This is a genomic window from Klebsiella sp. CN_Kp097 (genome assembly GCF_040064495.1).
Classification (GTDB): domain Bacteria; phylum Pseudomonadota; class Gammaproteobacteria; order Enterobacterales; family Enterobacteriaceae; genus Klebsiella; species Klebsiella aerogenes.
The window spans coordinates 775,850-798,741 of the sequence record NZ_JBEAIL010000007.1 but is presented as its reverse complement, the minus strand read 5'-3'; the positions used below and the strand labels follow the sequence as shown (position 1 = coordinate 798,741).

General features: G+C 55.5%; 22 protein-coding genes. 6 read left to right on the top strand and 16 right to left on the bottom strand.

Translation table 11 applies throughout. From position 1 onward, the window contains the following. Window positions 1–38 precede the first annotated feature (38 nt). From ABLV07_RS14235 to blr, 4 genes are all read right to left on the bottom strand, one after another. On the bottom strand, window positions 39–479 hold the full coding sequence (locus ABLV07_RS14235) for a DUF2569 domain-containing protein (protein ID WP_015366850.1): 441 nt from the start codon (window positions 477–479) through the stop codon (window positions 39–41). Between the two features lie 78 nt (window positions 480–557). Continuing rightward, window positions 558–773, bottom strand: a complete 216-nt coding sequence (gene ydgT, locus ABLV07_RS14230; protein WP_015366849.1) for a transcription modulator YdgT — start codon at window positions 771–773, stop codon at window positions 558–560. Between the two features lie 213 nt (window positions 774–986). Continuing rightward, the gene (locus ABLV07_RS14225; protein WP_015366848.1) at window positions 987–2,357 is read right to left on the bottom strand and encodes a GH1 family beta-glucosidase; all 1,371 of its coding nucleotides are present in this window, start codon (window positions 2,355–2,357) and stop codon (window positions 987–989) included. 110 nt (window positions 2,358–2,467) lie between these two features. Continuing rightward, window positions 2,468–2,605, bottom strand: a complete 138-nt coding sequence (gene blr, locus ABLV07_RS14220) for a division septum protein Blr (RefSeq protein ID WP_015366847.1) — start codon at window positions 2,603–2,605, stop codon at window positions 2,468–2,470. Between the two features lie 170 nt (window positions 2,606–2,775). Between blr and ABLV07_RS14215 the strand changes: the two genes are divergently transcribed. Further along, window positions 2,776–3,816, top strand: a complete 1,041-nt coding sequence (locus tag ABLV07_RS14215) for an oxidoreductase (RefSeq protein WP_015366846.1) — start codon at window positions 2,776–2,778, stop codon at window positions 3,814–3,816. A 33-nt stretch (window positions 3,817–3,849) separates the two neighbouring features. Here ABLV07_RS14215 and add read toward each other — a convergent pair whose 3' ends face one another. After that, window positions 3,850–4,854: an adenosine deaminase gene (gene add, locus ABLV07_RS14210; protein WP_015366845.1), complete on the bottom strand. Its 1,005-nt coding sequence runs from the start codon at window positions 4,852–4,854 to the stop codon at window positions 3,850–3,852. A 237-nt stretch (window positions 4,855–5,091) separates the two neighbouring features. Beyond that, window positions 5,092–5,487, bottom strand: coding sequence for a DUF1398 domain-containing protein (locus ABLV07_RS14205; RefSeq protein ID WP_015366844.1), 396 nt, complete (start codon window positions 5,485–5,487; stop codon window positions 5,092–5,094). Window positions 5,488–5,832: 345 nt separating this feature from the next. Between ABLV07_RS14205 and metQ the strand changes: the two genes are divergently transcribed. Further along, window positions 5,833–6,648 carry a methionine ABC transporter substrate-binding lipoprotein MetQ gene (metQ, locus tag ABLV07_RS14200; RefSeq protein WP_032723062.1) on the top strand — a complete coding sequence of 272 codons (816 nt, stop codon included), beginning with the start codon at window positions 5,833–5,835 and terminating at the stop codon, window positions 6,646–6,648. Here metQ and ABLV07_RS14195 read toward each other — a convergent pair whose 3' ends face one another. Beyond that, window positions 6,649–7,077 carry a MerR family transcriptional regulator gene (locus ABLV07_RS14195; RefSeq protein WP_015366842.1) on the bottom strand — a complete coding sequence of 143 codons (429 nt, stop codon included), beginning with the start codon at window positions 7,075–7,077 and terminating at the stop codon, window positions 6,649–6,651. Window positions 7,078–7,157: 80 nt separating this feature from the next. Here ABLV07_RS14195 and ABLV07_RS14190 point away from each other — a divergent pair, with 80 nt between their 5' ends. Next, window positions 7,158–8,384, top strand: coding sequence for an NADH:flavin oxidoreductase/NADH oxidase family protein (locus ABLV07_RS14190; RefSeq protein WP_015366841.1), 1,227 nt, complete (start codon window positions 7,158–7,160; stop codon window positions 8,382–8,384). A gap of 33 nt (window positions 8,385–8,417) precedes the next feature. Here the strand turns inward: ABLV07_RS14190 and yedF are convergent, their stop codons facing one another. The 5 genes from yedF to malX all read right to left on the bottom strand — a co-directional run bounded on the left by yedF (window position 8,418) and on the right by malX (window position 13,145). Then, a complete protein-coding gene (gene yedF / locus ABLV07_RS14185) occupies window positions 8,418–8,651 on the bottom strand; it encodes a sulfurtransferase-like selenium metabolism protein YedF (RefSeq protein ID WP_015366840.1) in 234 nt (77 codons plus the stop codon). Further along, on the bottom strand, window positions 8,648–9,859 hold the full coding sequence (gene yedE / locus ABLV07_RS14180) for a selenium metabolism membrane protein YedE/FdhT (protein ID WP_015366839.1): 1,212 nt from the start codon (window positions 9,857–9,859) through the stop codon (window positions 8,648–8,650). The genes yedF and yedE overlap by 4 nt, the downstream gene beginning before the upstream one ends. Window positions 9,860–10,023: 164 nt before the next feature. Next, a complete protein-coding gene (gene ydfZ, locus ABLV07_RS14175; RefSeq protein WP_015366838.1) occupies window positions 10,024–10,227 on the bottom strand; it encodes a putative selenium delivery protein YdfZ in 204 nt (67 codons plus the stop codon). Between the two features lie 92 nt (window positions 10,228–10,319). After that, the gene (locus ABLV07_RS14170) at window positions 10,320–11,504 is read right to left on the bottom strand and encodes a MalY/PatB family protein (protein ID WP_015366837.1); all 1,185 of its coding nucleotides are present in this window, start codon (window positions 11,502–11,504) and stop codon (window positions 10,320–10,322) included. 48 nt (window positions 11,505–11,552) lie between these two features. Beyond that, window positions 11,553–13,145, bottom strand: coding sequence for a maltose/glucose-specific PTS transporter subunit IIBC (gene malX, locus ABLV07_RS14165; protein WP_015705244.1), 1,593 nt, complete (start codon window positions 13,143–13,145; stop codon window positions 11,553–11,555). 173 nt (window positions 13,146–13,318) lie between these two features. Here malX and ABLV07_RS14160 point away from each other — a divergent pair, with 173 nt between their 5' ends. Continuing rightward, complete coding sequence (locus ABLV07_RS14160; protein ID WP_015705245.1) at window positions 13,319–14,347, top strand: Mal regulon transcriptional regulator MalI; 1,029 nt, start codon at window positions 13,319–13,321, stop codon at window positions 14,345–14,347. Between the two features lie 57 nt (window positions 14,348–14,404). Here the strand turns inward: ABLV07_RS14160 and ABLV07_RS14155 are convergent, their stop codons facing one another. Beyond that, window positions 14,405–15,898, bottom strand: a complete 1,494-nt coding sequence (locus ABLV07_RS14155) for a YdgA family protein (protein ID WP_015366834.1) — start codon at window positions 15,896–15,898, stop codon at window positions 14,405–14,407. 97 nt (window positions 15,899–15,995) lie between these two features. Further along, window positions 15,996–17,174, bottom strand: a complete 1,179-nt coding sequence (manA, locus tag ABLV07_RS14150; RefSeq protein ID WP_015366833.1) for a mannose-6-phosphate isomerase — start codon at window positions 17,172–17,174, stop codon at window positions 15,996–15,998. A 196-nt stretch (window positions 17,175–17,370) separates the two neighbouring features. Between manA and fumA the strand changes: the two genes are divergently transcribed. Further along, entirely contained in the window at window positions 17,371–19,017 is a 1,647-nt protein-coding gene (gene fumA, locus ABLV07_RS14145) for a class I fumarate hydratase FumA (protein ID WP_015366832.1), read from the top strand. Window positions 19,018–19,161: 144 nt separating this feature from the next. Continuing rightward, the gene (gene fumC / locus ABLV07_RS14140) at window positions 19,162–20,562 is read left to right on the top strand and encodes a class II fumarate hydratase (RefSeq protein ID WP_015366831.1); all 1,401 of its coding nucleotides are present in this window, start codon (window positions 19,162–19,164) and stop codon (window positions 20,560–20,562) included. Here the strand turns inward: fumC and tus are convergent. After that, on the bottom strand, window positions 20,552–21,484 hold the full coding sequence (gene tus, locus ABLV07_RS14135; RefSeq protein WP_015366830.1) for a DNA replication terminus site-binding protein: 933 nt from the start codon (window positions 21,482–21,484) through the stop codon (window positions 20,552–20,554). The genes fumC and tus overlap by 11 nt on opposite strands. Window positions 21,485–21,557: 73 nt before the next feature. After that, window positions 21,558–22,859 (bottom strand): two-component system sensor histidine kinase RstB, encoded by a 1,302-nt coding sequence (gene rstB, locus ABLV07_RS14130; protein ID WP_015705253.1) that lies wholly within the window; start codon window positions 22,857–22,859, stop codon window positions 21,558–21,560. Between the last annotated feature and the right edge of the window lie 33 nt (window positions 22,860–22,892).

Genomic DNA, 22,892 nt, shown 5'->3' with positions numbered 1-22,892 from the left:
AAATCGATACCGGCGACAACAGGTGAACTGTGTGGTTATTACGGATTGACGAAGGTCCGCTTAACCCGCGCAGAGCGTCGAAAATAGGGCGCAAACAGTGCCGCAGCGAGCAACGGAAACAGCAGCTGGCGCATGGCCAGAAGATCCGAAATCGGCGAAAAAGCGAACGCCTTAATCGCCAGCAGCAGAGAAATAAGCAGCCAGATAATGTAGTGTTTGGGTACCACCGCGCGGCGTTTGAAAAACGCTATCGTCAGCCACAGGGTATAATACCACATCGCGACGGCGAACAGCAGCGAAGCCAGCCAGAGCGCCAGATGGCCAAAGCTCATGGCTTTCAGCAATGCCCAGGTCTGCGGCGCCATCAGCGCATTCGCGTACAGTATTAATGATAAGGAGGTGCTGAGCAACGCGAGCAGTAACCACGCCAGCGGCGCCAGTAGCCATCCGCCGATACGTTCTGCAGATTGAGAGGACATCCTAACCCCCGGATTCAACGCCAGTTAGTTAATTTCAGGGCGGGAAGTATAAGCAACTGGCGTGAATGATAACAGTCTTTATTGCACGTAACGCCACACCGACTTCGGCACCTGGCCTACATCGAACAGTTTTCCACCAGAGACTAACTCGGCGCGGCGGTGATCGGCGGCGCGATACATGTTGACGATTTCATTGGTGTCAGAGAGAGAATAGTTAAGATGATCAAAAAGTTTTTCCAGGCTTTCCAGCGAACTAATTTTGCGGAATTTTAATAAATAATCCTGTACGGTCATTTGTGTATCCATTTAATAATCGGAATTAAGTCGAATATTACCAATTTTCTGTAAACCGTGTTTCAACTAACAGCGCCTTCTTGATGGGCCGGCGGAATTATTTCGGTTGCCAATACTAAAAACAAGAACTGATTAGGATCCTGGCATCGTAAAAAGAAATTTAAGAATATTCTACAACCAGATCAGGCGCCGGACGGCGCCTGGGAGGGAAGATTAACGCTGTTCGCCTCGGCTGGCAATAACGTTTTGATACCAGAAATAACTCTTTTTTCGTTTGCGAGCGCGGTTCTGCTGGTGATCGACGTAGACAAAGCCATACTGCTTCTGATAGCCGTTGAGCCAGCTTAGCAGGTCAATAAAGGACCATGGGTAAAAACCGCGGACATCCGCACCTAATGCTATTGCCTTTTCCAGCGCATTAATGTGGCTACTCAAATAGTCAATTCGCGGATCGTCGACTATTTCACCGTCAATAATCGGATCTTTCGCCCCCAAACCATTTTCGGTGATATAGATTGGGATATCGCCGTAACGCTCTTTTATCATCATGATGCCGTCGGTTAATCCCTGCGGCCAAATTTCCCAACCCCATTCGGTATAAGTACTTTGCGGATTGCGGACAAAATAAAATAATCCATCCACGCCGGACTCGCCAACGCCTGGACCATCCTGCGGCGTGGCGGAGACCGTCTCCCGACGATAATAATTCAGGCCGATAAAATCGCAGCGGTTTTCCTTGAGCAGCGCGTCGTCGCCCGGTGCGAAGCGCGGTACGTTCCACAGCGCCTGAGCCTGTTGAAGTAAAGCGTCTGGATAGGCGCCTTTGAGTACCGGATCGTATAGCCAGTGGGTATGGATAGCATCGGCCAACGCGGTGGCCTCAATGTCCTCGGCGCTTTGCGTCAACGGCGTATGGGGCTGCAGTACGTTAACGAAACCAATCTGGCCGTTAATGTTCATGTCACGGAAGGTCTTAACGGCCAGCGCGTGGGCGATAAAGACATGGTGACAAGCCTGGATGGCGCGAGCCGGGTCGCGTACCGCCGGTGGATGGCAGCCATTAATATAACCGTGGCCAATAAATACAATGGTTTCGTTAAAGGTTGCCCACAGCTTGACCCTGGAACCGAAGCGCTGATAGCACAGTCGCGCGTATTCGGCGAAGGCTTCCGCTGTGCTGCGAGCCTCCCAACCCCCTTCGTCCTGCAATGCCTGGGGCAAATCCCAGTGATAAAGGGTGATCATCGGTTCAATATTGTGCGCCAGCAGTTCGTCGATCAGATCGCTGTAAAACTGCACGCCTGGTTCATTGACTTCGCCACGGCCACGAGGCAATAACCGAGGCCAGGAGATAGAAAAGCGGTAGCTTTGGAGCCCCATTTCAGCCATCAGGGCGACATCTTCACGAAAGCGGTGATAGTGATCGACGGCGATATCGCCATTGGTGCCCTGAAAGGTGGTTCCCGGCTGGTGCGAGTAGATATCCCAAATAGAAGGGCCTTTGCCATCGGCATCGTGCCCGCCTTCAACCTGGTAGGCGGCCGTTGCTGCCCCCCAGAGAAAATCTTGCGGAAATGCGGCCATCAAAAAAACTCCTTATCAAGTGATAAAGAGAGTGTATTGAATGGCGCGACAAATCTGCAACCGGTTTCTGAAACCGGTTGCAGATTTGCGGCGAGCATCACTCTTTGCCGTTATTTCGCCTGTACAGTGCTGGCCGGAGGCGGGGACTGGTAATCATCAATTTGATGCGCAACCACCAACAGCACAGCCGAAACGCCAAAAACAACCCAGCCAATAAGTTCTACAATGCGGGTAAAAACAGTCGTCATAATTCTAAAGCGGAAAGTTAAAATGGATTGAAATGTTACTAAACCGCGGAAACAACGCAAGTATTACCGCCCGTAGATTGCGCAACTGGCGCAAAGATAAACAGCGTGCACGGATAAGCGGAAGATTGCGGTTTATAGTTGAAGTCATGGTTGCGTACGAGGATGAGGTCATGAGTGATGCTATACGGGTAGGGCTGATAGGTTATGGTTATGCAAGCAAGACATTTCACGCGCCATTGATTTCCGGTACGCCGGGCATGGCCCTGACGACCGTGGTCAGTAGCGATGCGCAGAAAGTGCTGGCGGACTGGCCGGCGACCCAGGTGGTGACTTCCGCGAATTCGCTATACGCTGACCCTGATATCGATCTGATTGTTATTCCAACTCCCAACGATACTCATTTCCCGCTGGCGCGAGCGGCGCTGGAGGCGGGCAAACATGTCATTGTTGACAAACCTTTTACCGTGACACTGTCACAGGCGCGTGAGTTGGATGCTATCGCCAGAAGCCGCGGGCGGCTGTTATCGGTGTTCCATAATCGCCGTTGGGATAGCGATTTTCTCACGCTGAAGGCCTTGATTGCTGCAGGGGATTTGGGGGAGGTCAGTTATTTTGAATCACATTTCGATCGTTTTCGCCCGCAGGTTCGTGACCGCTGGCGTGAGCAGGGTGGCCCTGGCAGCGGTATCTGGTATGACTTAGGCCCCCATCTGCTGGATCAGGCGGTCAACCTGTTTGGCCTACCGGTAAGTATTGCCGTCGATCTGGCGCAGCAGCGCCCCGGTGCGCAGGCGACGGATTATTTCCACGCGGTGTTAGTTTATCCGCAACGGAGAGTGATTTTGCACAGTACGCTGCTGGCGGCGGCGGAAACGGCGCGTTATATCGTCCATGGTTCACGAGGAAGCTATGTAAAATACGGTCTCGATCCGCAGGAAGAGCGATTGAAAAGCGGCGAGCGACTGCCGCAGGAGGATTGGGGCTACGATATGCGCGACGGCATATTGACCCGCGTTGAAGGCGAGGAGCGCGTCGAGGAATCCTGGCTAACGCTGCCCGGGAACTATCCCGCTTATTATGCGGCGATCCGCGATGCGCTCAACGGCAGCGGGGAAAATCCGGTACCTGCAAGCCAGGCGATTCAGATTATGGAGCTGATTGAATTAGGGATTGAATCGGCACGGCACCGGGCGGCGCTGTGCCTGTTTTAACAGCATGCTCCGCCTGCGCGGCGGAGCTTTGGCTTAATTAGCCTGCAGCACGCGTTGGATCAGCGCCTCTTTTTCCTGACGGCTGAGGAATGCCAGTTCCAGACCGTTAATTTGCGCCTGACGGATCTGCTCACGGCTGAGGCCCGCCGCCGGTGCGGCGACATTGTACTCGTGAATAATATCCACCCCCTGTACCGCCGGATCATCGGTGTTAATGCAGGCCAGCACGCCGTGATCGAGGAAGGTCTTCAGCGGGTGCTGCGCCAGTGAGGAGACGGTACTGGTCTGGATGTTCGACGTCAGGCAGGATTCAATGCCAATACGTTCAGCGGCGAGGAAGTCCATTAACTTCGGATCCTGCACGGCTTTCACCCCGTGACCGATGCGTTCGGCGCCCAGTTCACGAATGGCCTGCCAGATACTTTCCGGCCCGGCGGCTTCACCAGCGTGGACGGTGATACGCCAACCCGCGTCACGCGCGCGACGGAAATGATCCATAAACAGCGCGCCGGGGAATCCCAGCTCGTCGCCCGCCAGATCCAGCGCGGTGATCCCATCGCGATGGGCCAGCAGGGCGTCGAGTTCCTCTTCACAGGCCGCTTCGCCGAAGGTGCGGCTCATGATGCCAATCAGACGCGCTTCGACGCCGAAATCACGGCAGCCCTCGCGTACCCCGGCAATCACCGCTTCGACGACGCCAGCGACCGGTAATTGATGGGTCATCGCCATATAACGCGGAGAAAAACGCAGTTCAACGTAGTGCAGGCCGTTGCGCGCGGCGTCTTCAACGTTTTCCCAGGCAACACGGCGGCAGGCTTCCAGAGAAGCCAGCACCTTCACGCCCCAATCAAGTTTCGCCAGGAAGCTAACCAGGTCTGGTTCATTGCTGGTGACCTGCACATGCGGACGCAGCGTTTCAAGGGTATCTGCCGGGAGAGTAATATTGAACTGGCGGCCAAGATCGAGAATGGTTTGGGCACGGATGTTGCCGTCAAGATGGCGGTGAATGTCTGTTAAAGGCAAAGCTGAATCAATCATGGTCGCACTCATTTTTTAGTTGAAGTGCACGATATTATACATCAGTAGCGTAACCGTTTAAAAGTACGGAAAAAATCCTATGGATACAGGGAGATGGCTGGTGCAAAGTCTGTTTTTGCGCAAATAGAAAGCCATTTCCCTTTTTTGTTGCGCAAATTGAGGTGTTGAGCGGCCCCAAGCGTAAACTAACTTCCGGGCCGTCTGAATATCTGGATGAGCGTTTAATAATTTCTGCGATTAAAAGGGGAGAATCATATTTTCCATATGCAATAACGTATTGTCTTTTGACCAGTAGTGTCGCGTTTTTTCATTGAGATCAACCACCCACTTGAATACCCCGGCATTTGCCAGTTCGGCGCAATAGTTATCAAAAGTGGTAATACCGCTAAAGTGGCGCCGGGCGGCATCTCGGGTGAGCGCTCTGCAGGACTGGGAATTAACCCGCAACAACTTTCTGTTGCTTTTCAGGGAAACGAAAGTATCTGATGACATAACAAAATTCACATTCCCTGTAGCGACAAAATAGATGTAATAAGAGACATTGTTCTCCAGAAGTACTTCAGTAAATGAAATAAAATCCGCATCAGTGCGTACTCGCTCAAAAATGGTCCTGAGCAAATCCAGAAGCTCCATGATTTTCCTTGTGGGTCGTGTGTGCGTGCGAAACGGCTTCCTATACAGCTGATGTATACGAAACGTTCACTTATCTATTTATTATAATGCTAATAATATAATCTTAATTTTAATGTGTGTAATGGTATTGGAACAGTGTTTCAAGTGTTACAAAGTATTGCTTTAGCGCAAGAAATCAGCAGTTCCACTGGCGGGTGAGTATAAGCAGCGTGGCGACTTATCAATAGCGTTTCGCTATTAGTCATAGTGAATCAGTATTTAATCTTAGAAAGATGCTTTTATATAGTGTCCCGGACTGACATTCCTGCCATCGTTAGCAGGCTATATTAAAAGGACGCCGGGAAAATGGCTTTTTCACTTAAAGGTTTAACTCATTCATTGGCCCTCGTTAGCGCGTTGCTGCTAGCGGGCTGTGGGCCAAAAGATCAGGATCCTAATCATATTAAGGTGGGGATTAGCGCGGGTATCGATCAGCAAGTCTGGGCGGTGGTGCAAAAAGTCGCTAAACAGAAATATAACCTTGATGTTGAAGTGGTGACTTTTAATGATTTCGTTCTGCCCAATGAGGCGCTGAATAATGGCGATCTCGATATCAATGCTTTCCAGCATAAACCCTATCTTGATAAACAGATCCAGGAGCGCGGCTATAAGCTGGTAGATGTTGGTACTACTTTTGTCTATCCGATTGCCGCTTATTCAAAGAAAATCACCGCCATTTCACAGCTTCCGGACGGCGCCCAGGTAGCGGTGCCTAATGACCCAACCAACCTTGGGCGTTCTCTGTTATTGCTGGAGCAGCAGGGGCTGATCACTCTGAAAGAGGGGGTTGGCCTGCTGCCAACCGCGCTGGATATCGTGAATAACCCGAAGAAGCTGAAAATCGTCGAGATTGAAGCACCGCAGCTGACCCGTGCGCTGGATGATAAACAGGTGACCATGGCTATCATAAATACCACGTTCTCCAGCCAGATTGGCCTGTCGCCGACGCGCAATGGTCTGTTCATCGAGGATAAAAATTCGCCGTACGTCAATATTTTCGCCAGCCGCGAAGATAATAAAGACAGCGAAAAAGTGAAGAATCTGGTGAAAGCCTACCAGACCGACGAAGTCGCCAACGCCGCCGACGAATTGTATAAAGGCGATGCGGTGAAAGGCTGGTAGTTATTCTTCCTTCCCCGTCTGGTGCTGTACATCCAGCACCTCAGTTAATACGCGCCGCGCATTCGCGGCGCAGTCAATGTCATCCGGCTTCTGTTGTATCTCATGGATAACGTTGACCAGTTGCGCTTTACTGTGCGCGAGTTTCTGTTCCAGCTTTTCGATATCCGCGACTTTTTGTTGCAGGGTGGTGAGTAGCGTTTGTCGATCCCAGTGATTGAGGTCTGACGGCAACAGGGATGATATCTCTTCGAGGCTGAAACCCGCTGCCTGAGCGGTGGTAATTAGCCCCAGCACCACCAGCGTTTCTTCCGGATAGCTGCGATAGCCATTGGCTTTACGCTGCACGGTTTTGAGGATCCCCGCGCGCTCGTAATAACGGATCCGCGAAGGCGCCAGGCCGCTGCGTTTTGCCAGAGTTCCGATGTTCATTTTTATTCCTCATAAGCTGCTTGACCTTAAACTTAACTTTAAGGTTATGGTTTGTCCAGTTCACTGACTGGAGCCCTGACATGACCCTCTTTACTCCTCTGCGACTGGCCTCTGGCGTGGTCATTAACAACCGCATCGCTAAAGCGGCGATGGAAGAAAATATGGCCGATGCCGATCATGCGCCGTCAACGGAATTACTCACCCTTTATCAGGCCTGGGCGCAGGGCGGCGCCGGGGTGATTATTACCGGTAATGTGATGGTGGACGCCCGGGCGATGACCGGCCCGGCAGGCGTGGTGCTGGAAGATGAACGGCATCTGGATAAGTTCCGCGCCTGGTCGCAGGCGGCGCGATCGAAGGGTGCACAGGTGTGGATGCAGATAAACCATCCTGGGCGGCAGATGCCCGGTGGCCTTGGGCAGGAGACGCTGGCCCCTTCGGCGCTGGCGCTGGATCTTGGCTCGCAGTCTTCACGCTTTCGCCTGCCGCGGGCGATGAATGATAAGGATATCGCCGACGTGACACGACGGTTCATCACCACTTCCCGGTTAGCGGAGCGCGCCGGATTTCACGGCGTCGAAATCCATGCCGCCCACGGCTATTTGCTGAGCCAGTTCCTCTCGCCGCTCAGTAACCAGCGCACCGATCGGTATGGCGGGAGCATTGAAAATCGCGCCCGTTTACTGCTGGATATTGTGCGCGGCGTTCGCGAGACGGTGGCGGCGGGTTTTACCGTGGTGGTTAAACTCAATTCAGCAGATTTCCAGCGCGGCGGCTTTTCGATTAACGATGCGAAGACGGTGGTGCAACTGCTGGCGGAAAGCGGCGTCGATCTGGTCGAACTTTCCGGCGGCAGCTACGAAGCGCCGGCGATGATGGGCGCCATGCGCGATGAACGGACGCTGGCGCGGGAAGCCTATTTCCTGCAGTTTGCCGAGCAAATTGCCGACGTCGCGACGATTCCTTTAATGGTTACCGGCGGCGTGCGGCGGCGTGAAGTGGCGGAGAGGGTAGTGAATAGCGGGATTGCGTTGGTGGGCATCGCTACGGCAATGGCGATAGTCCCCGGCTTGCCGCAGTACTGGCGTGAGGGGGAGTATGATGCGCCACTGCTGCGTCAGGGTAACTGGAAGAACAAGGCTATTGCCGCCACCGCGCATATGGCGGCGGTGAAATATCAGCTGCAGCGGCTAAGCCGCCACCGCGCGGTGCGGCCACAGGTCTCACCGCTGTGGGCGCTGCTGACGGCGCAACTGACAGCAAAACGGCAGGCTAAACGTTATCGGCGCTGGATGGCGGGCAAGTAATGACAGCCGGTAGCGCGCTACCGGCCCTTCGCGTCATTTTTGAATCAGATAGCGGATCGTCGGCCCATCCTGCTGAATATCCAGCACGGTATAGCCGTGATTTTTAGCATCGTGCGGGATGTTGTTGATTGACTGCGGACAGTCGCTCACCACTTCAAGTATTTCCCCTTTTTTGAGTGCCGGCATCGCTTCAAGCGTGGCCACGGCCGGGTAGGGGCAAGGTTCACCAACCATATCGAGGCGGTAATCAGGAACGATCTCTTTCATGCGGTTTCCTTAATACGGGTCGCCGAAGTGTTTTTCTGGCGAAAGAAGTGTTTTTCCCAGGCGATGACCAACATCAGCGCGATAAATAGCAGCAGGTAGGTGATAAGCAGGCCGCCGAACGGACCAAAGGTCGTCAGCAGGTTAATCTTATCCCAGTGGGTGGCAAGCGCCGGCGATAAATCATCCCAGAAGTAAGCCAGCAGGGTGGAGCCGATAACGTTGCCTAACCCGACCCACCAATAATGAACCTGACCTTCAACGGCGCGATACATCCAGCCGGTTTCACAGCCACCGGCCAGCACGATGCCGAAACCGAACAGCAGGCCGCCAATCACCGCGTTCGGCCCGGCCCACATGATTTTGGGCTCCATGCCGAGCTGTACATAGCTAAAGATACCGATGGCGCTGGCCGCCATCCCGAAGATGATCGCTTTCGCCATATAGGTGCGCCCGGTCACCCACATATCGCGAAAGGCGGAGGTGAAACAGATTTGCGCCCGTTCGATGAGCAGGCCAAAAGCAACGCCGAACAGCAGGGCCAGACCCAATTTAGGCTGATTGGCGGCTGTCAGTAGCCCCCAACCGATCATAGCGAAAAATACCAGCATTCCCAGACGAAAGCGGCGGCGGGCCTGCGCGGGTTTTTGAGTTAACGGTGAGGCCGCGGAGACTTTCTCAATTTTGACCGGGATACGGAAAACAGGCAGCAGCGTAAAGCGCGCGCCGAACCAGGTCCCGATGGCGGTGGCGATGGCGAAGAACCATGCGTGCAGGGAAAACTGTGGGATCCCGGTAAAGAAGGCCGCCAGATTACAGCCCATTGCCAGCCGGGCGCCGAAGCCGGCAATAATCCCGCCGGCCAGGGCCTGGAAAATGCGGATGCGGCTACGCGGCATCCGCAACTTGACGTTATTCGCCCACAGCGCGGCGGCCAGGCAGCCGCCAAACATGCCAAGGATCATCATACCGTCGATACGCGTTAACGGCGTGCCTTCGAGATGGATTAATTGATAGTAACCCCAGTTTTCGGCCGGGATGCCCATCAACTGCAGTAGTTGGCCGCCCCAGCGGGTAAATTCGCCGGTGACTGCCCAGAAAGTACCGGTAATGCCAAAATAGTAAGTAGAAAGAATACCGGCGGCGATCACCGCGGGCGCAGGCGCCCAAAATTTGATTAACCAGGCTTGTTTGAATTGTTGCCATGTCATAGAAATGCCTCTGAACTCAGAAGGTAATTCGCCCCGAAAGGGCGTGAAGAGCCGCGATAATACGCCGCTTAGCTTTGAGAATCACTCGACGAGATCAAAAGCGGGAAGAATGCCTCATGAAAAAGGCCGCCAGTCAGGGCGGCCTTAAATCAACAACGCCGGAATTAATTAAAGCCCAGGCGAATAAGATTCAATGGGCAATACAATTCATGACTACCGTCTAATTCTACGCAGTTACTGCGGCGCAGCTGTTCGCTGTTTTTATTAGCGCCATGAATGGCCTTAATCACTCCCGTCGCGCCGCTGTCGGCCACCATGACCCGGCTGCCGGCATCAATAGCATTACGGTTACGATCGTAGGTTTTCATCATTTCCTCCTCTGCATTGTCATTCGGACGTGATAGTTCAGCGCTGTTTTAATACTCCTCCGTGGTTAAAAAAGTTTTGAGATATATCAAAATTATTTTAAGTCAGGGCGTAATGACCGCAGAGCGGCAATCAATCCTTGCACCCCTTTCTCAAGCTTCTCCCGCGGGCAGCCGGCATTTAGCCTGATGAAACCATTACCCTCTTCGCCATAGGTATAACCCGGCATAATCGCGACTTTTTGCTCTTCAATTAGCGCGCGTTGCAGCGCACGGTCGTCGACGCCGAGCGGGCGCAGATCGATCCATGCCAGATAGGTGGCCTGCGGCGGCTGCCAGCGTAGCTGCGGGAAGGCCTGATTCAGCTGCCCGGCGATATAGCGCATGTTTTCCTGCAGATAATCGCGTAACGCATCCAGCCAGGGCGCGCCCTGACGATAGGCGGCGATATGCGCGACCAGCGCCGGAACCGAAGGTGATGAGAGACCATCGCGACCTTTCAGCGCTTGCAGATAGCCATCGCGCGAAGCAGTATCGGCGATGAGCCCATAGGCGCCGGTAAATGCCGGGATATTGAAGCTTTTTGAACCCGAGGTGAACAGCGCCCAGGGGCCCTGCGCAACGGCGCACCAGGGGGTATGACGGTGTTCGCCCCAGGTCATATCCATATGAATTTCATCGCTAATAACCCGGACGTTATGCTTCGCGCACAGCTGCGCCATGGTGGTCAGTTCGTCGCGGCTCCAGACTTTGCCCGTCGGGTTATGCGGGCTGCATAGCAGCAAAATGCGGTTGTCGGGACGGGCGAGCGCGGCTTCCAGTTCGTTCATGTCGCAGCGCCACTCACCCTCATCAAGCTTGAGCGCCACCGGGGCAATGCGGCGCTGGTTGCCGTCGATAGTTTTGTAAAACGCGTCGTAAGCCGGGGTATGGACCACGATGCCGTCGCCCGAATTGGACCATTGCCTAATCATTTCGGCCACCATATAGATAACCGACGGGCCGTAAACGATGGCCTCGTGGTCAATGGGGCTATGAAAACGGCTGGCGAACCAGTGGCTGATGGCGCCGAGAAACTCGTCATTTTTCCAGCGGCTATAGCCAAAAACGCCGTGCGCCAGTCGCTGGCTGACGGCGTCGATAATGCAAGGGGCGGTAGCGAAATCCATATCGGAGATAGTGAACGGCAGCAGGTCGGCGGCGCCGAAACGGTCGGCAACATAGTCCCATTGGGTGCACCAGGTCCCGTGGCGGTCAACTGGTGTGGCAAAATCAAACATCTGAACGTCCTTCGCGAGAGCCCCCTCCGGGTGAGAGGGGGCGTATGTTTAGGCCTGAACGGTATTCATCAGGGTGGCCATTTCATCTTTTACCGACTGAACCTGTGGGCCGATGACCACCTGCAGGTTGTGATCGTTAAGCTGGACCACGCCGATTGCGCGGTTGGCTTTTAACGCGGCGGTATCGACTTTGCTCATGTCGTTCACCGACAGGCGCAGGCGGGTAATACAGTTATCGAGCGTGACAATATTATCAGCACCGCCGAGCGCGGCCAGAATCGCCGGCACGTTATAACCTGATTTGCCAATCGTTCCGGCAACCGCTTTTTCGATGTTGGCCGCAGTTTCTATATCGCGGCCCGGCGTTTTCAGATTGAAGCGGGTGATGGCGAAACGGAAGATACCGTAGTACACCGCGAACCAGATGGCAGCGACAACCGGCACCATATACCATTTGGTCGCCAGACCGTGCAGGATGCCAAACACCACGAAGTCGATAATGTTGCCGTCGGTGTTGCCGATGGTGACGCCAAGTACCGCCATGATAGTGAAACCAAGGCCGGTCAGCAGGGCGTGGATGACGTACAGTACCGGCGCGACGAACAAGAACAGGAATTCCAATGGCTCAGTGGTACCGCCGACCACGCAGGCAATGACGCCGGAAATGAGCAGCCCTTTAATTTTATGACGGTTTTCCGGACGAGCGCAGTGGTACATCGCCAGCGCCGCGCCGGGCAGGCCGCCGAGGAAGGCGGGCATTTTACCCTGCGACAGGAAGCGGGTCGCACTTTCAGAGAAGCCGTGCGTCGTCGGGCAACTCAGCTGCGCCTGGAAGATGGTCAGCGCGCCGCTAACGCTGTGGCCGCAAACGTCCATGGTGCCGCCCGCTTCGGTAAAGCGGATCAGCGCCACCAGAATATGATGCAGGCCGAACGGCAGCAGCAGGCGTTCTCCGGTACCGAAGATCATCGGGCCAAAATCGCCGGCGCTATTGATAACGTGGCCCAGTCCGTTGATACCCATCGCGAACACCGGCCACACCAGCGGAATGACCAGCCCGACCAGGCCTAACACCACGGTGGTAACGATCGGCACAAAGCGCGTGCCGCCAAAGAAGGCCAGCGCATCCGGCAGACGGATGTTGTGGAAGCGTTCGTGCAGCATCCAGACGATAATCCCGGCGATCACCGCCCCGAGGATCCCGGTGTCGATCGACTGAATACCGATAATATTCTGGATGTTGTTGGCCTTGAGGATCGCCGCGTCGGTGGTCGGCAGGATGCCTTTCGCCGTCAACCAGAAGTTGACCGCGAGGTTCATTACCGCGTAGCCGACAAAGCCCGCGAAAGCGGCGACGCCTTTGTTTTCACGCGCCAGGCCGAGCGGAATGGCGATACAGAACATGACCGGCAGGAAGCTAAAAGCGAAGGAGCCGACTTTACTCATCCAGACAAAAATCGCCTGCAGCAGCGGCACGTTCAGCCACGGCAGCAGCGTAATCACATCGTGGCTGCTTAACGAGCTGCCGATCCCCAGCATGATCCCGCAAAACGAGAGCAACGCCACGGGCAACATAAAGGTTTTTCCTAACTGCTGGAAAAACTCCCATAAGGTAATTTTAGGTGCTGTTTTCGCCGTCATACACGAATCCTGGTTCTGAAAAGGGTCGATAGGATGTAACGTAGCGGCAAGATAAAACGTTTTACCATTTTTTAGTGCGATAAAAATCACATAATCAAGCGATAATAAGGTTTATAAAGATAACATACTGATAAAACGTTTTATCGAAAGGCAAAGGGAGTCAGCCAGTCGTTATGGCTATCGCAAAAAAGACAACCATCAATGATGTGGCGCTGGCGGCTGGCGTCTCGGTCAGTACGGTATCGCTGGTGCTCAGCGGTAAAGGGCGCATCTCTTCGGCCACCGGCGAGCGCGTCAATCAGGCCATTGAGCAGCTCGGGTTTGTGCGTAATCGCCAGGCGGCGTCGCTCCGCGGCGGGCAAAGCGGGGTAATTGGCCTTATCGTTAGCGATCTGTCGAAGCCGTTTTATGCCGAGCTAACCGCCGGGTTGACCGATGCGCTGGAATCACAGGGTAAAATGGTATTTCTCACCCAGGGCGGGCATCGCGGTGAGAAAATGCTTCAGCGCTTCGAAACCCTGGTCTCACAGGGCGTGGACGGGGTGATTATCGCTGGCGCTATCGACAAGGGCGGCGAACTGCGCGATCGTGCCGCCGAAGTGGGGATGCCGCTGGTTTTTGCCTCCCGCGCCAGCTATCTGGACGATATTGACCTGATCCGCCCGGATAACATGCAGGCGGCGCAAATGGTAACGGAACATCTGATTCGCCGCGGTCATCAGCGCATCGCCTGGCTTGGCGGACAAAGCGCGTCCTTGACCCGCGCCGAACGGGTGGGCGGCTATTGCGCCACCTTATTGAAGTACGGCCTGCCGTTTCATAGTGAATGGGTTGTCGAGTGTGGCTCCAGTCAGCAGCAGGCGGCGGAAGCCATGATCGCGCTGCTGCGGCAAAACCCGACCATCAGCGCGGTACTTTGCTATAACAGCGTCATCGCCACCGGGGCGTGGTTTGGTCTGCTGCGCGCCGGGCGGCAGAGCGGCGAGGGTAGCGTGGAAAGTTATTTTGAGCAACGCATCGCGCTGGCGGCCTTTGCCGAAGTGCCGGAAGCGGCGCTCGATGATGTCCCCTTGACCTGGGTGACTACCCCCGCGCGTGAGATGGGGAACAGCCTGGCGGAGTGTATTTTACGCCGCCTCGAGGAGGGGCAAGGCAGCGCGCGTAATCAGATTATGCCGCCGCGGCTGGTTATCAGAAAGTAGGGGCCGCCATCGATTAAGGTGATTCCCGGGCTACCTGACCGCAGCCCGGGACGTTTTTTACTGCTGCGGTTCGGCGGTGGGGAGCGTCAGGCCGAACATGGCGGCGAAATCAGCCAGCGGCATTTTCTGCCCGTTTAGCGTTACCTGGCCGTCGGCGTACTGCAGGCTGGAGGTAATCGCGTTATCTTCCATCGTGGTCAGACGGAACATCTGTCCCATCGCCGCCAGCCCTTTAACCTGCTGATCGGCAAGTTTCGCCGCATCCTCCGGCTGATAGCCTTCCAGCCCGGCAATCTGCGTCATCAGAGCGGTGGCCATATCCACTGGGATCACCAGCTTACCGTCCAGCGATTTAACGCTGCGGTCCAGTTCATCGGCGACGGTCTGCGGCGCGGCGGTCGTTTGCGCCGGGTCCTGCATCAGCACCGACAGATTCAGGGTGCTTTCGCCTTTAGCGTTTTGCCAGCTCAGCGGGGAAATCGTCAGCGACGGATTACCTTTCAACAGAATCGGCAGCGAGCTAAAGAAGATCTCGGTTAACGCCTGCTGATAGAGCTCCGGATTCTGCGCCAGCTCGGGCTTCGCCATCAGCGCCTGCGCCTGGGCGTTATACTGCTGACTGAATTGATGCCACGCCTGACCGTCGAGATTATCCAGCTTAACGGTGAGTTTGCCGCGGCCCATATCCTGGTTTTGCAGTTTCAGGCTGTTAAGGTTGTAATCAAGCTGGCTATTGATACGTTTGCCGTCATCGGAGAGCGTCGAGCGGCCGTCGATATTCATGCCTTCCAGCAGCGCCAGCTCTTTACCTTCAACGCCGATAGCCAGTTTATCAAGGGAAATCTTCTGCTTGCCGATACGTTCTTCGAAGGCGGTCATTTCGGTGGCGCCGTCAGCCTTCAGGTTGCTAAAACTGAGCTGGACTTTCTGGTTGTATTCGTTGACCGCGTTGATCTGCCCGCTGGCCGCTTCGCCGCTCAGGCTGATCGTTTTGCCATCGCGATCGGCATTGAGCTGGAACTGACCGCCGCTAAAGATAACTTTTTCATTGTCTTTAGCGTAATCCAGCGGGTTAAGGAAGATGGCCGACTGGGTATCGCCGCTGTAGGCAATACGGGTGTCGATGTTAAACGGCGACTGCCCTTTGGCGATATCAAACAGCGCTTTGCTGGCATCGTTATTCACCAGAGTGGTGTTGACCGAGGCCATTGCCGGTACCAGGTTAAAAGATTTTAACGAGGCAAGCGGGAAGGGACCATGATCGACCTTTTCGTCAAAAATCAGGCTCTGACCGGCGGCCAACAGGCTGTGGTCTTTACCGGCCTGCGGCTTCACCACCAATTGCAGGTGGCTGCTGAATAACCCGCGCTGGTAGTCCTGATAGCTCAGCTCTACGCCAGCTTCCGGCGCGTTGCTCTGTAGTTGGGCATTCGCCTGCTGCACCATTTCGGCAATACGGTTTTCCAGTTGCTTACCGGTAAACCAGGCCCCGCCTGTCCAGACGACGCCGAGCGCGACGATAACTCCCGCAGCGACCAATGTTTTTTTCATAGCATTTGTCCATAAATGAAACCAGGCGGAACATGCCGCCTGGTGGTGTTGTCATGATGGGGGAAGTCTAGCAACTGCGGATTAAAAGTTCAGTAACTTACTTAAGCTTATTGAACACGCGCGCCAGACGACCCTGGCCGCTGACCTGTACCGGTGATTCGTTGCAGGCGATAAACGCCGATTCACCCGGCTGCAGGGTCAGACGCTGTTCGCCTTTACGCAGCGTTGCTTCGCCTTCCACGCAGAACAGAATCGCGGCGCTCTCTTGCGCCAGAGAGGCTTCATTGCTGGTCAGATCGTGCAACGAGAATGCGAAATCGTCGACCGGGATTGGGAAATCCAGCTCGCTGCCGTGTTGTACCGGCTTGGTCAGCAGCTCAGCGGCCGGTTTGGCGACAAACTTCACGTTTGCCACCAGTTCCGGGATATCGATGTACTTCGGCGTCAGACCGGCGCGCAGTACGTTATCTGAGTTGGCCATCACTTCCAGCGCGACGCCCTGCAGGTAGGCGTGCGGGGTTTCGGCAAACAGGAACATCGCTTCGCCAGGATTCAGTTTCACCACGTTGAGCAGCAGCGGAGAGAAGAGGCCGCTGTCATCCGGGTAGAATTCAGCGATCAGACGAATGGTCTGCCACGGCTCGCCCTGTTCGCGGTCGAGGGCGCTTTGCAGCACGCTGAGCGCATGCGCTTTTTCTTCGCCTTTCATATTCAGCAGGCTGGCGAACAGCTGGCTTAAACGCCCGGCGTCCGGCTGTTGAATGAATTCGCCGATGGCAGGATGCGCCCCGGCAACCGGCTGCAGGAGCGCGACAATTTCATTAAATTCGCGGAACGCGTTCATGGCGAGGAACGGCGTCAGGGCGAAGACCAGCTCCGGCTTGTGGTTGGGATCTTTATAGTTGCGCTCGGCGGCATCCAGCGGAATACCCGCGGCGTTCTCTTTGGCAAAGCCAATTTCCGACGCGCGTTTATTCGGGTGAACCTGGATGGAGAGCGGCTGGGCGGCGCACAGTACTTTGAACAAGAACGGCAGTTCGCCAAAACGCTCGGCGACGTTAGCGCCGAGGAGGGCATTTTTATCGGCTTCAATGACCTCGCGCAGCGACTGCGGCTGGCCGTCGGCGTTAAGGATCCGCGAGCTGCTTTTCGGGTGTGCGCCCATCCACAGTTCCGCCATCGGCAGGTTGTCCGGATTGGCGATACCGTAAAGGTCGGTTAACGCGGTGTGACTTCCCCATGCATAGTTTTGCACTGAGTTAATGAGCTTTTGCATTCTCAATCCCTGTTTCCACATAAAAATGTTGGCTCTATTAAACCAACAAATCGTCGAGAAGCAACTGCTGAAAGAAAAAGTCGTCCTTGTCTCAGTTTTTGTTAAAAAATTGTGTAAGATTGATCGACTCGCTTTTCTACAGGCAAATGGAGTGTCTGCCTGAAACATAATCAGCCAAGCAGTAAGTGAGAGTACAATGTCGAACAAACCGTTTGTTTATCAGGATCCTTTTCCGCTTAAAAAGGATGACACCGAGTATTATCTCCTCAGCAGTGATTACGTCTCCGTCGCCGAATTCGCCGGCCAGGAAGTTCTGAAGGTTGAACCTCAGGCGCTAACCTTACTGGCTCAACACGCGTTTCACGACGCCTCCTTTATGCTCCGCCCGGCACACCAGCAGCAGGTCGCGGATATCCTCAACGACCCGGAAGCCAGCGAAAACGACAAATACGTCGCGCTGCAATTCCTGCGTAACTCCGATATCGCCGCCAAAGGCATTCTGCCGACCTGTCAGGACACCGGTACCGCGATCATCATGGGGAAAAAGGGACAGCGCGTTTGGACCGGCGGCGGCGATGAAGCCGCGCTGGCGCAGGGCGTGTACAACACCTATATCCAGGACAACCTGCGTTACTCGCAGAACGCGCCGCTGGACATGTATAAAGAGGTCAACACCGGTACCAACCTGCCGGCGCAGATCGATCTTTATGCAACCGATGGCGATGAGTATAAGTTCCTCTGTATCGCCAAGGGCGGCGGCTCCGCGAACAAAACCTATCTGTACCAGGAAACGAAAGCGTTAATCACCCCGGCGAAGCTGAAAAACTACCTCGTCGAGAAGATGCGCACCCTCGGTACCGCAGCCTGTCCGCCTTACCATATCGCCTTTGTTATCGGCGGCACCTCAGCGGAAGCCACGCTGAAGACGGTGAAACTGGCCTCGACCAAATACTACGATGGTCTGCCGACCGAAGGTAACGAACATGGCCAGGCGTTCCGCGATGTGCAGCTGGAGCAAGAGCTGCTGCTGGAAGCGCAGAACCTCGGCCTCGGCGCGCAGTTCGGCGGCAAGTACTTCGCCCACGATATCCGCGTAGTCCGCCTGCCGCGTCACGGCGCTTCCTGTCCGGTGGGGATGGGGGTCTCCTGTTCCGCCGACCGTAACATTAAAGCCAAAATTAACCGTCAGGGGATCTGGCTGGAAAAACTGGAGAGCAACCCAGGCAAATATATCCCTGAGCACCTGCGTCAGGCCGGTGAAGGCGAAGCGGTAAAGGTGAACCTCAATCAGCCGATGAGCGAGATTCTGGCGCTGCTGTCGCAGTATCCGGTGTCGACTCGTCTGTCGCTGAGCGGCACGATCATCGTGGCCCGCGATATTGCCCATGCCAAGCTGAAAGAGCTTATCGATAACGGCGAAGCGCTGCCGCAGTATGTCAAAGATCATCCGATTTACTACGCCGGCCCGGCGAAGACGCCGGATGGTTACGCCTCCGGTTCTCTGGGGCCGACGACCGCTGGCCGCATGGACTCGTATGTCGATCTGCTGCAATCGCACGGGGCGAGTAAAATCATGCTGGCTAAGGGTAACCGTAGCCAGCAGGTGACCGATGCCTGCCATAAACACGGCGGTTTCTATCTCGGTAGTATCGGCGGCCCGGCGGCGGTTCTCGCGCAACAGAGTATCCGCAGCCTTGAGTGCGTGGCTTATCCGGAGCTGGGAATGGAAGCTATCTGGAAAATCGAAGTGGAAGATTTCCCGGCCTTTATCCTCGTTGATGATAAAGGTAACGACTTCTTCCAGCAGATCCAGACGTCGCAGTGCTCGCGCTGCGTGAAGTAAACGAGACCGCCCTTCGGGGCGGTTTTTGTTTGGGCCGCTTAGCGGCACGAACGACCAAAACAACTAATAAATCTGGTTAATACTTAATCCTTTAAGCAGGTGAGCTTTGTCGCTATGACGCACTTTGAATCCAAGGAGAAAGTAATGACAACGCATCGCAGTGAAAAAGACTCGATGGGCGCAATCGACGTCCCGGCCGATAAACTTTGGGGCGCGCAGACCCAGCGCTCGCTTGAGCATTTCCGTATCTCAACGGAGAAAATGCCTGATGAATTGATCTATGCGCTGGCGCTGACCAAGCGCGCGGCGGCGAAGGTTAACCAGGACCTGGGCTTGCTGGCGGCGGACAAAGCGGGCGCTATCGTCGCCGCCGCCGATGAAGTTCTCGCCGGCAAGCATGCGCAGGAGTTTCCGTTAGCTATCTGGCAAACCGGCTCCGGTACCCAAAGCAACATGAATATGAACGAAGTGCTGGCTAACCGTGCGAGTGAGTTGCTTGGCGGCGAGCGCGGCATGGCGCGCAAAATTCACCCCAATGATGACGTCAATAAAAGCCAGAGCTCGAATGATGTTTTTCCAACAGCCATGCACGTCGCGGCGCTAATCGCGTTGCGCGAAAAGCTACTCCCGCAGTTACAGGCGCTGCGGGCCACGCTACAGGAAAAGTCGCTGGCCTTCGGTGACATTGTTAAAATTGGCCGCACTCACTTGCAGGACGCTACGCCGCTGACGTTAGGGCAGGAGATCTCCGGTTGGGTCGCGATGCTGGAACATAATCTCCGCCATATTGAACACAGCCTGCCGCATCTTGCAGAGCTGGCGCTGGGCGGTACGGCGGTTGGTACCGGCTTGAATACGCACCCGGAATATGCGGTGCGGGTGGCGACGGAACTGGCGTCGCTTAGCGGACTGCCGTTCGTCACCGCGCCCAACAAATTTGAAGCGCTGGCCACCGTGGATGCGCTGGTTCATGCCCACGGCGCGTTGAAGGGGCTGGCAGCTTCGCTGATGAAAATCGCCAACGATGTGCGCTGGCTGGCCTCCGGGCCGCGCTGCGGCATCGGTGAGATCGCCATTCCGGAGAACGAACCAGGATCCTCCATTATGCCCGGCAAGGTCAACCCGACGCAGTGCGAAGCGTTGACCATGCTATGCTGCCAGGTGATGGGTAACGACGTGGCGGTGAATATCGGCGGTGCGTCAGGGAACTTTGAGCTTAACGTCTATCGGCCAATGGTCATCCACAATTTCCTGCAGTCGGTACGCCTGCTGGCGGACGGCATGGAGAGCTTTAATGAGCACTGCGCGGTGGGTATTGAGCCGAACCGCGAGCGGATAGACCAGTTGCTTAATGAGTCGCTGATGCTGGTGACCGCGCTCAATACCCATATCGGCTACGATAAAGCGGCGGAGATCGCCAAAAAAGCGCACCATGAAGGGCTGACGCTGAAAGCCGCGGCACTATCGCTTGGTTACCTGACGGAAGCGGAATTCGATAGCTGGGTGCGCCCGCAGGATATGGTTGGCAGCCTCGCTACTCGCTAGCCAGCCATAAATGCAGACGCGGGATCAGTAATCGTAACGACTGCGCCTGCGGTTTGTGGCGATACTGCACGTTATCAGCATCGTAATTCAAGAGTTCGCCAAGATCCGGCACGCTTACCCCACGCGTGCCGGAGATAAGCGCAATCAGCGGGCCGGGACAGGCGTACTGCACCTGCTTCTGCTCGCCGGCATACCACACTCTGGCAATCGGCTGTACCTTGACCGGGCGTTTGATTTTCAATTTTGCCCGCTGCGGCAGGGCGGCGATATCCTGAAATTCCCGTTCCAGCTTGCTTTGCCACTGTTCGCGGGTCCAGGGCGGCACCGCGCGCGGCGATTGCAGGCTCTTCTCTAGCTGCATTAATACTTCATCGCGGGTCAGATTTTTAATCACATGCTTATTGGCCCAGCCGAAGCGGATGGTGCTGGGGTCGCACAGCGGCGTCAGCGTACGATAGGCGCTGAGGGTAATCAGGCCGGGCAGGTGGCGGTGAACCCATTCGAAACGCGCGGCGGCCGGCAATCCGGAATCGACGGTGACGATTCTCTCAAACGCCGCTTTCAGCGCGTTAATGGCGCTGATTTTCTCCAGCAGCTCTGCCTGCTGTTGCGTATCAACCGCCAGGCAAATCGCCCCGGGGAGGCGTACCGCCGCCTTGCTGCTGCGGTTTTCCGATTGCTGCTGAATAAACAGATGGCTGTAGTGCCTGAGCGCCATCTCCAGCGCGCTTTGGCCGACGTGCTGCGTGACCTGAATGGTATCCAGCGGCGCGTGCTCCGCCTCTTTGCTCACCGCCGGCAATTCGAAAACCCGCGCCGCCAGCAGGCGGCAGCGGCTCAGCGATGCTTTGAAGGTTTGTAGCTCGCGCTCAAGCTCACGAAAGGTGTCATTTAAGCGCGCAACGAGGTCGTAGCTTGCCATGTTTACCGCCTTAGTTACAACATACTATTTGAGTATAAACTATACGCAGGCCGTAACGCCTGCGCAAGTTCGGCTAAGCAGAAGTAAAAGCGGGAAGCTGGTGGTAAATAGGCCAGCTGAAAATGAACGCCGCGCCGCCGAGCGAGCTTTCGTCGCAGCGGACTTCACCGGCCATCGCCTGAGCAATACTGTGTACGATGGCCAGCCCCAGGCCGCAGCCGCCGGTGGCGCGATCGCGGCTGGGATCGAGACGGACAAACGGCTCGAATACCCGTTCGCGTTCCTCAAGGGCGATACCCGGGCCATCATCTTCCACGCGCAGCGTCGCCCGTGAACCGGCCAGCGACAGGCTGATATGAATATGTTGATGGCTGTAGCGCAGAGCATTATTGACCAGATTATCCAGCACGCGCTCCATTAAACGCATATCCAGCGCACCGTAGTCGCCCGCCGTAAGCTGGCGCAACGCGACTTCACGCTGCGGATTGACCAGCTGAATATCTTCGACGTGCGCGCGGATCCAGGCCGGGAAATCCGGGGTGGTCAGGTTGAGTTCGTTCTGCGGGCGATCGAGGCGCGCGTAGGTGAGCAGTTCTTCAATCAGCGCTTCCAGTTGCCCGATATCGCGATTGAGAGCCTGCGACTCCGCCTCGGTCAGATTTTCGCTCATCTCCAGGCGATAGCGCAGGCGCACCAGCGGCGTGCGCAATTCATGGGCGATACCGTCAATAAGCTGTTTTTTACTGGCTATCAGGGCGTTGATATTATCGGCCATCTGGTTAAAGGCTACGCCGAGTCGCTCGAAGCTCGACATGCTATCGAAATGAATGCGCTCGCTAAAATGGCCTTCGCCGAAGCGCTGTGCGGCGGTTTCGATTCGCAACATATCCTGCCAGTGCGGACGCATCCAGATAAACACCGGGAACGCCAGTGAAATAGCGATAAACGCCATCAGTGCGACGTCCAGCAGGCGCATCTCATGCAAAAAATAGAGATAGGGCACCGGGCCGACTGACAATACGTAATGGCTGCGCGGGATGCGTTGAATAAAGGTGTACTGATCGTCCAGCGCCACGATATCGCCCGCGCGCAGGTGCTGCATCGAGCTTTCCGAGAGCTTGAATTTGCTTAACGGTTCAATGTGCAGATCGAAAGAGAGGTTGAGGTCCAGCTCTTTCAGCGTGTTGCTCCAGTCGCGCGGGGGGATCTCGCGCAGTTCGCTGCGCATCAGATACAGCGAGCTTTTCATCAGATCGTCCAGCGACTGGCGTCCGGCGCGCTCGGCGGTGAATTTATACACCAGGCCGACCAGCATGGTCATGACCAGGAAGCAGACGAACAGCAAAAGGTAAAACTGCACAAACAGTTTTTTCATTAATCATCACCGGTCATTAACTGGGTTATCTCG

Coding starts and splice junctions, on each gene's coding strand:
- ABLV07_RS14235 (WP_015366850.1), bottom strand. CDS start 479: ATGTCCTCTCAATCTGCAGAACGTATCGGCGGATGGCTACTGGCGCCG.
- ydgT (WP_015366849.1), bottom strand. CDS start 773: ATGACCGTACAGGATTATTTATTAAAATTCCGCAAAATTAGTTCGCTG.
- ABLV07_RS14225 (WP_015366848.1), bottom strand. CDS start 2,357: ATGGCCGCATTTCCGCAAGATTTTCTCTGGGGGGCAGCAACGGCCGCC.
- blr (WP_015366847.1), bottom strand. CDS start 2,605: ATGACGACTGTTTTTACCCGCATTGTAGAACTTATTGGCTGGGTTGTT.
- ABLV07_RS14215 (WP_015366846.1), top strand. CDS start 2,776: ATGAGTGATGCTATACGGGTAGGGCTGATAGGTTATGGTTATGCAAGC.
- add (WP_015366845.1), bottom strand. CDS start 4,854: ATGATTGATTCAGCTTTGCCTTTAACAGACATTCACCGCCATCTTGAC.
- ABLV07_RS14205 (WP_015366844.1), bottom strand. CDS start 5,487: ATGGAGCTTCTGGATTTGCTCAGGACCATTTTTGAGCGAGTACGCACT.
- metQ (WP_032723062.1), top strand. CDS start 5,833: ATGGCTTTTTCACTTAAAGGTTTAACTCATTCATTGGCCCTCGTTAGC.
- ABLV07_RS14195 (WP_015366842.1), bottom strand. CDS start 7,077: ATGAACATCGGAACTCTGGCAAAACGCAGCGGCCTGGCGCCTTCGCGG.
- ABLV07_RS14190 (WP_015366841.1), top strand. CDS start 7,158: ATGACCCTCTTTACTCCTCTGCGACTGGCCTCTGGCGTGGTCATTAAC.
- yedF (WP_015366840.1), bottom strand. CDS start 8,651: ATGAAAGAGATCGTTCCTGATTACCGCCTCGATATGGTTGGTGAACCT.
- yedE (WP_015366839.1), bottom strand. CDS start 9,859: ATGACATGGCAACAATTCAAACAAGCCTGGTTAATCAAATTTTGGGCG.
- ydfZ (WP_015366838.1), bottom strand. CDS start 10,227: ATGAAAACCTACGATCGTAACCGTAATGCTATTGATGCCGGCAGCCGG.
- ABLV07_RS14170 (WP_015366837.1), bottom strand. CDS start 11,504: ATGTTTGATTTTGCCACACCAGTTGACCGCCACGGGACCTGGTGCACC.
- malX (WP_015705244.1), bottom strand. CDS start 13,145: ATGACGGCGAAAACAGCACCTAAAATTACCTTATGGGAGTTTTTCCAG.
- ABLV07_RS14160 (WP_015705245.1), top strand. CDS start 13,319: ATGGCTATCGCAAAAAAGACAACCATCAATGATGTGGCGCTGGCGGCT.
- ABLV07_RS14155 (WP_015366834.1), bottom strand. CDS start 15,898: ATGAAAAAAACATTGGTCGCTGCGGGAGTTATCGTCGCGCTCGGCGTC.
- manA (WP_015366833.1), bottom strand. CDS start 17,174: ATGCAAAAGCTCATTAACTCAGTGCAAAACTATGCATGGGGAAGTCAC.
- fumA (WP_015366832.1), top strand. CDS start 17,371: ATGTCGAACAAACCGTTTGTTTATCAGGATCCTTTTCCGCTTAAAAAG.
- fumC (WP_015366831.1), top strand. CDS start 19,162: ATGACAACGCATCGCAGTGAAAAAGACTCGATGGGCGCAATCGACGTC.
- tus (WP_015366830.1), bottom strand. CDS start 21,484: ATGGCAAGCTACGACCTCGTTGCGCGCTTAAATGACACCTTTCGTGAG.
- rstB (WP_015705253.1), bottom strand. CDS start 22,859: ATGAAAAAACTGTTTGTGCAGTTTTACCTTTTGCTGTTCGTCTGCTTC.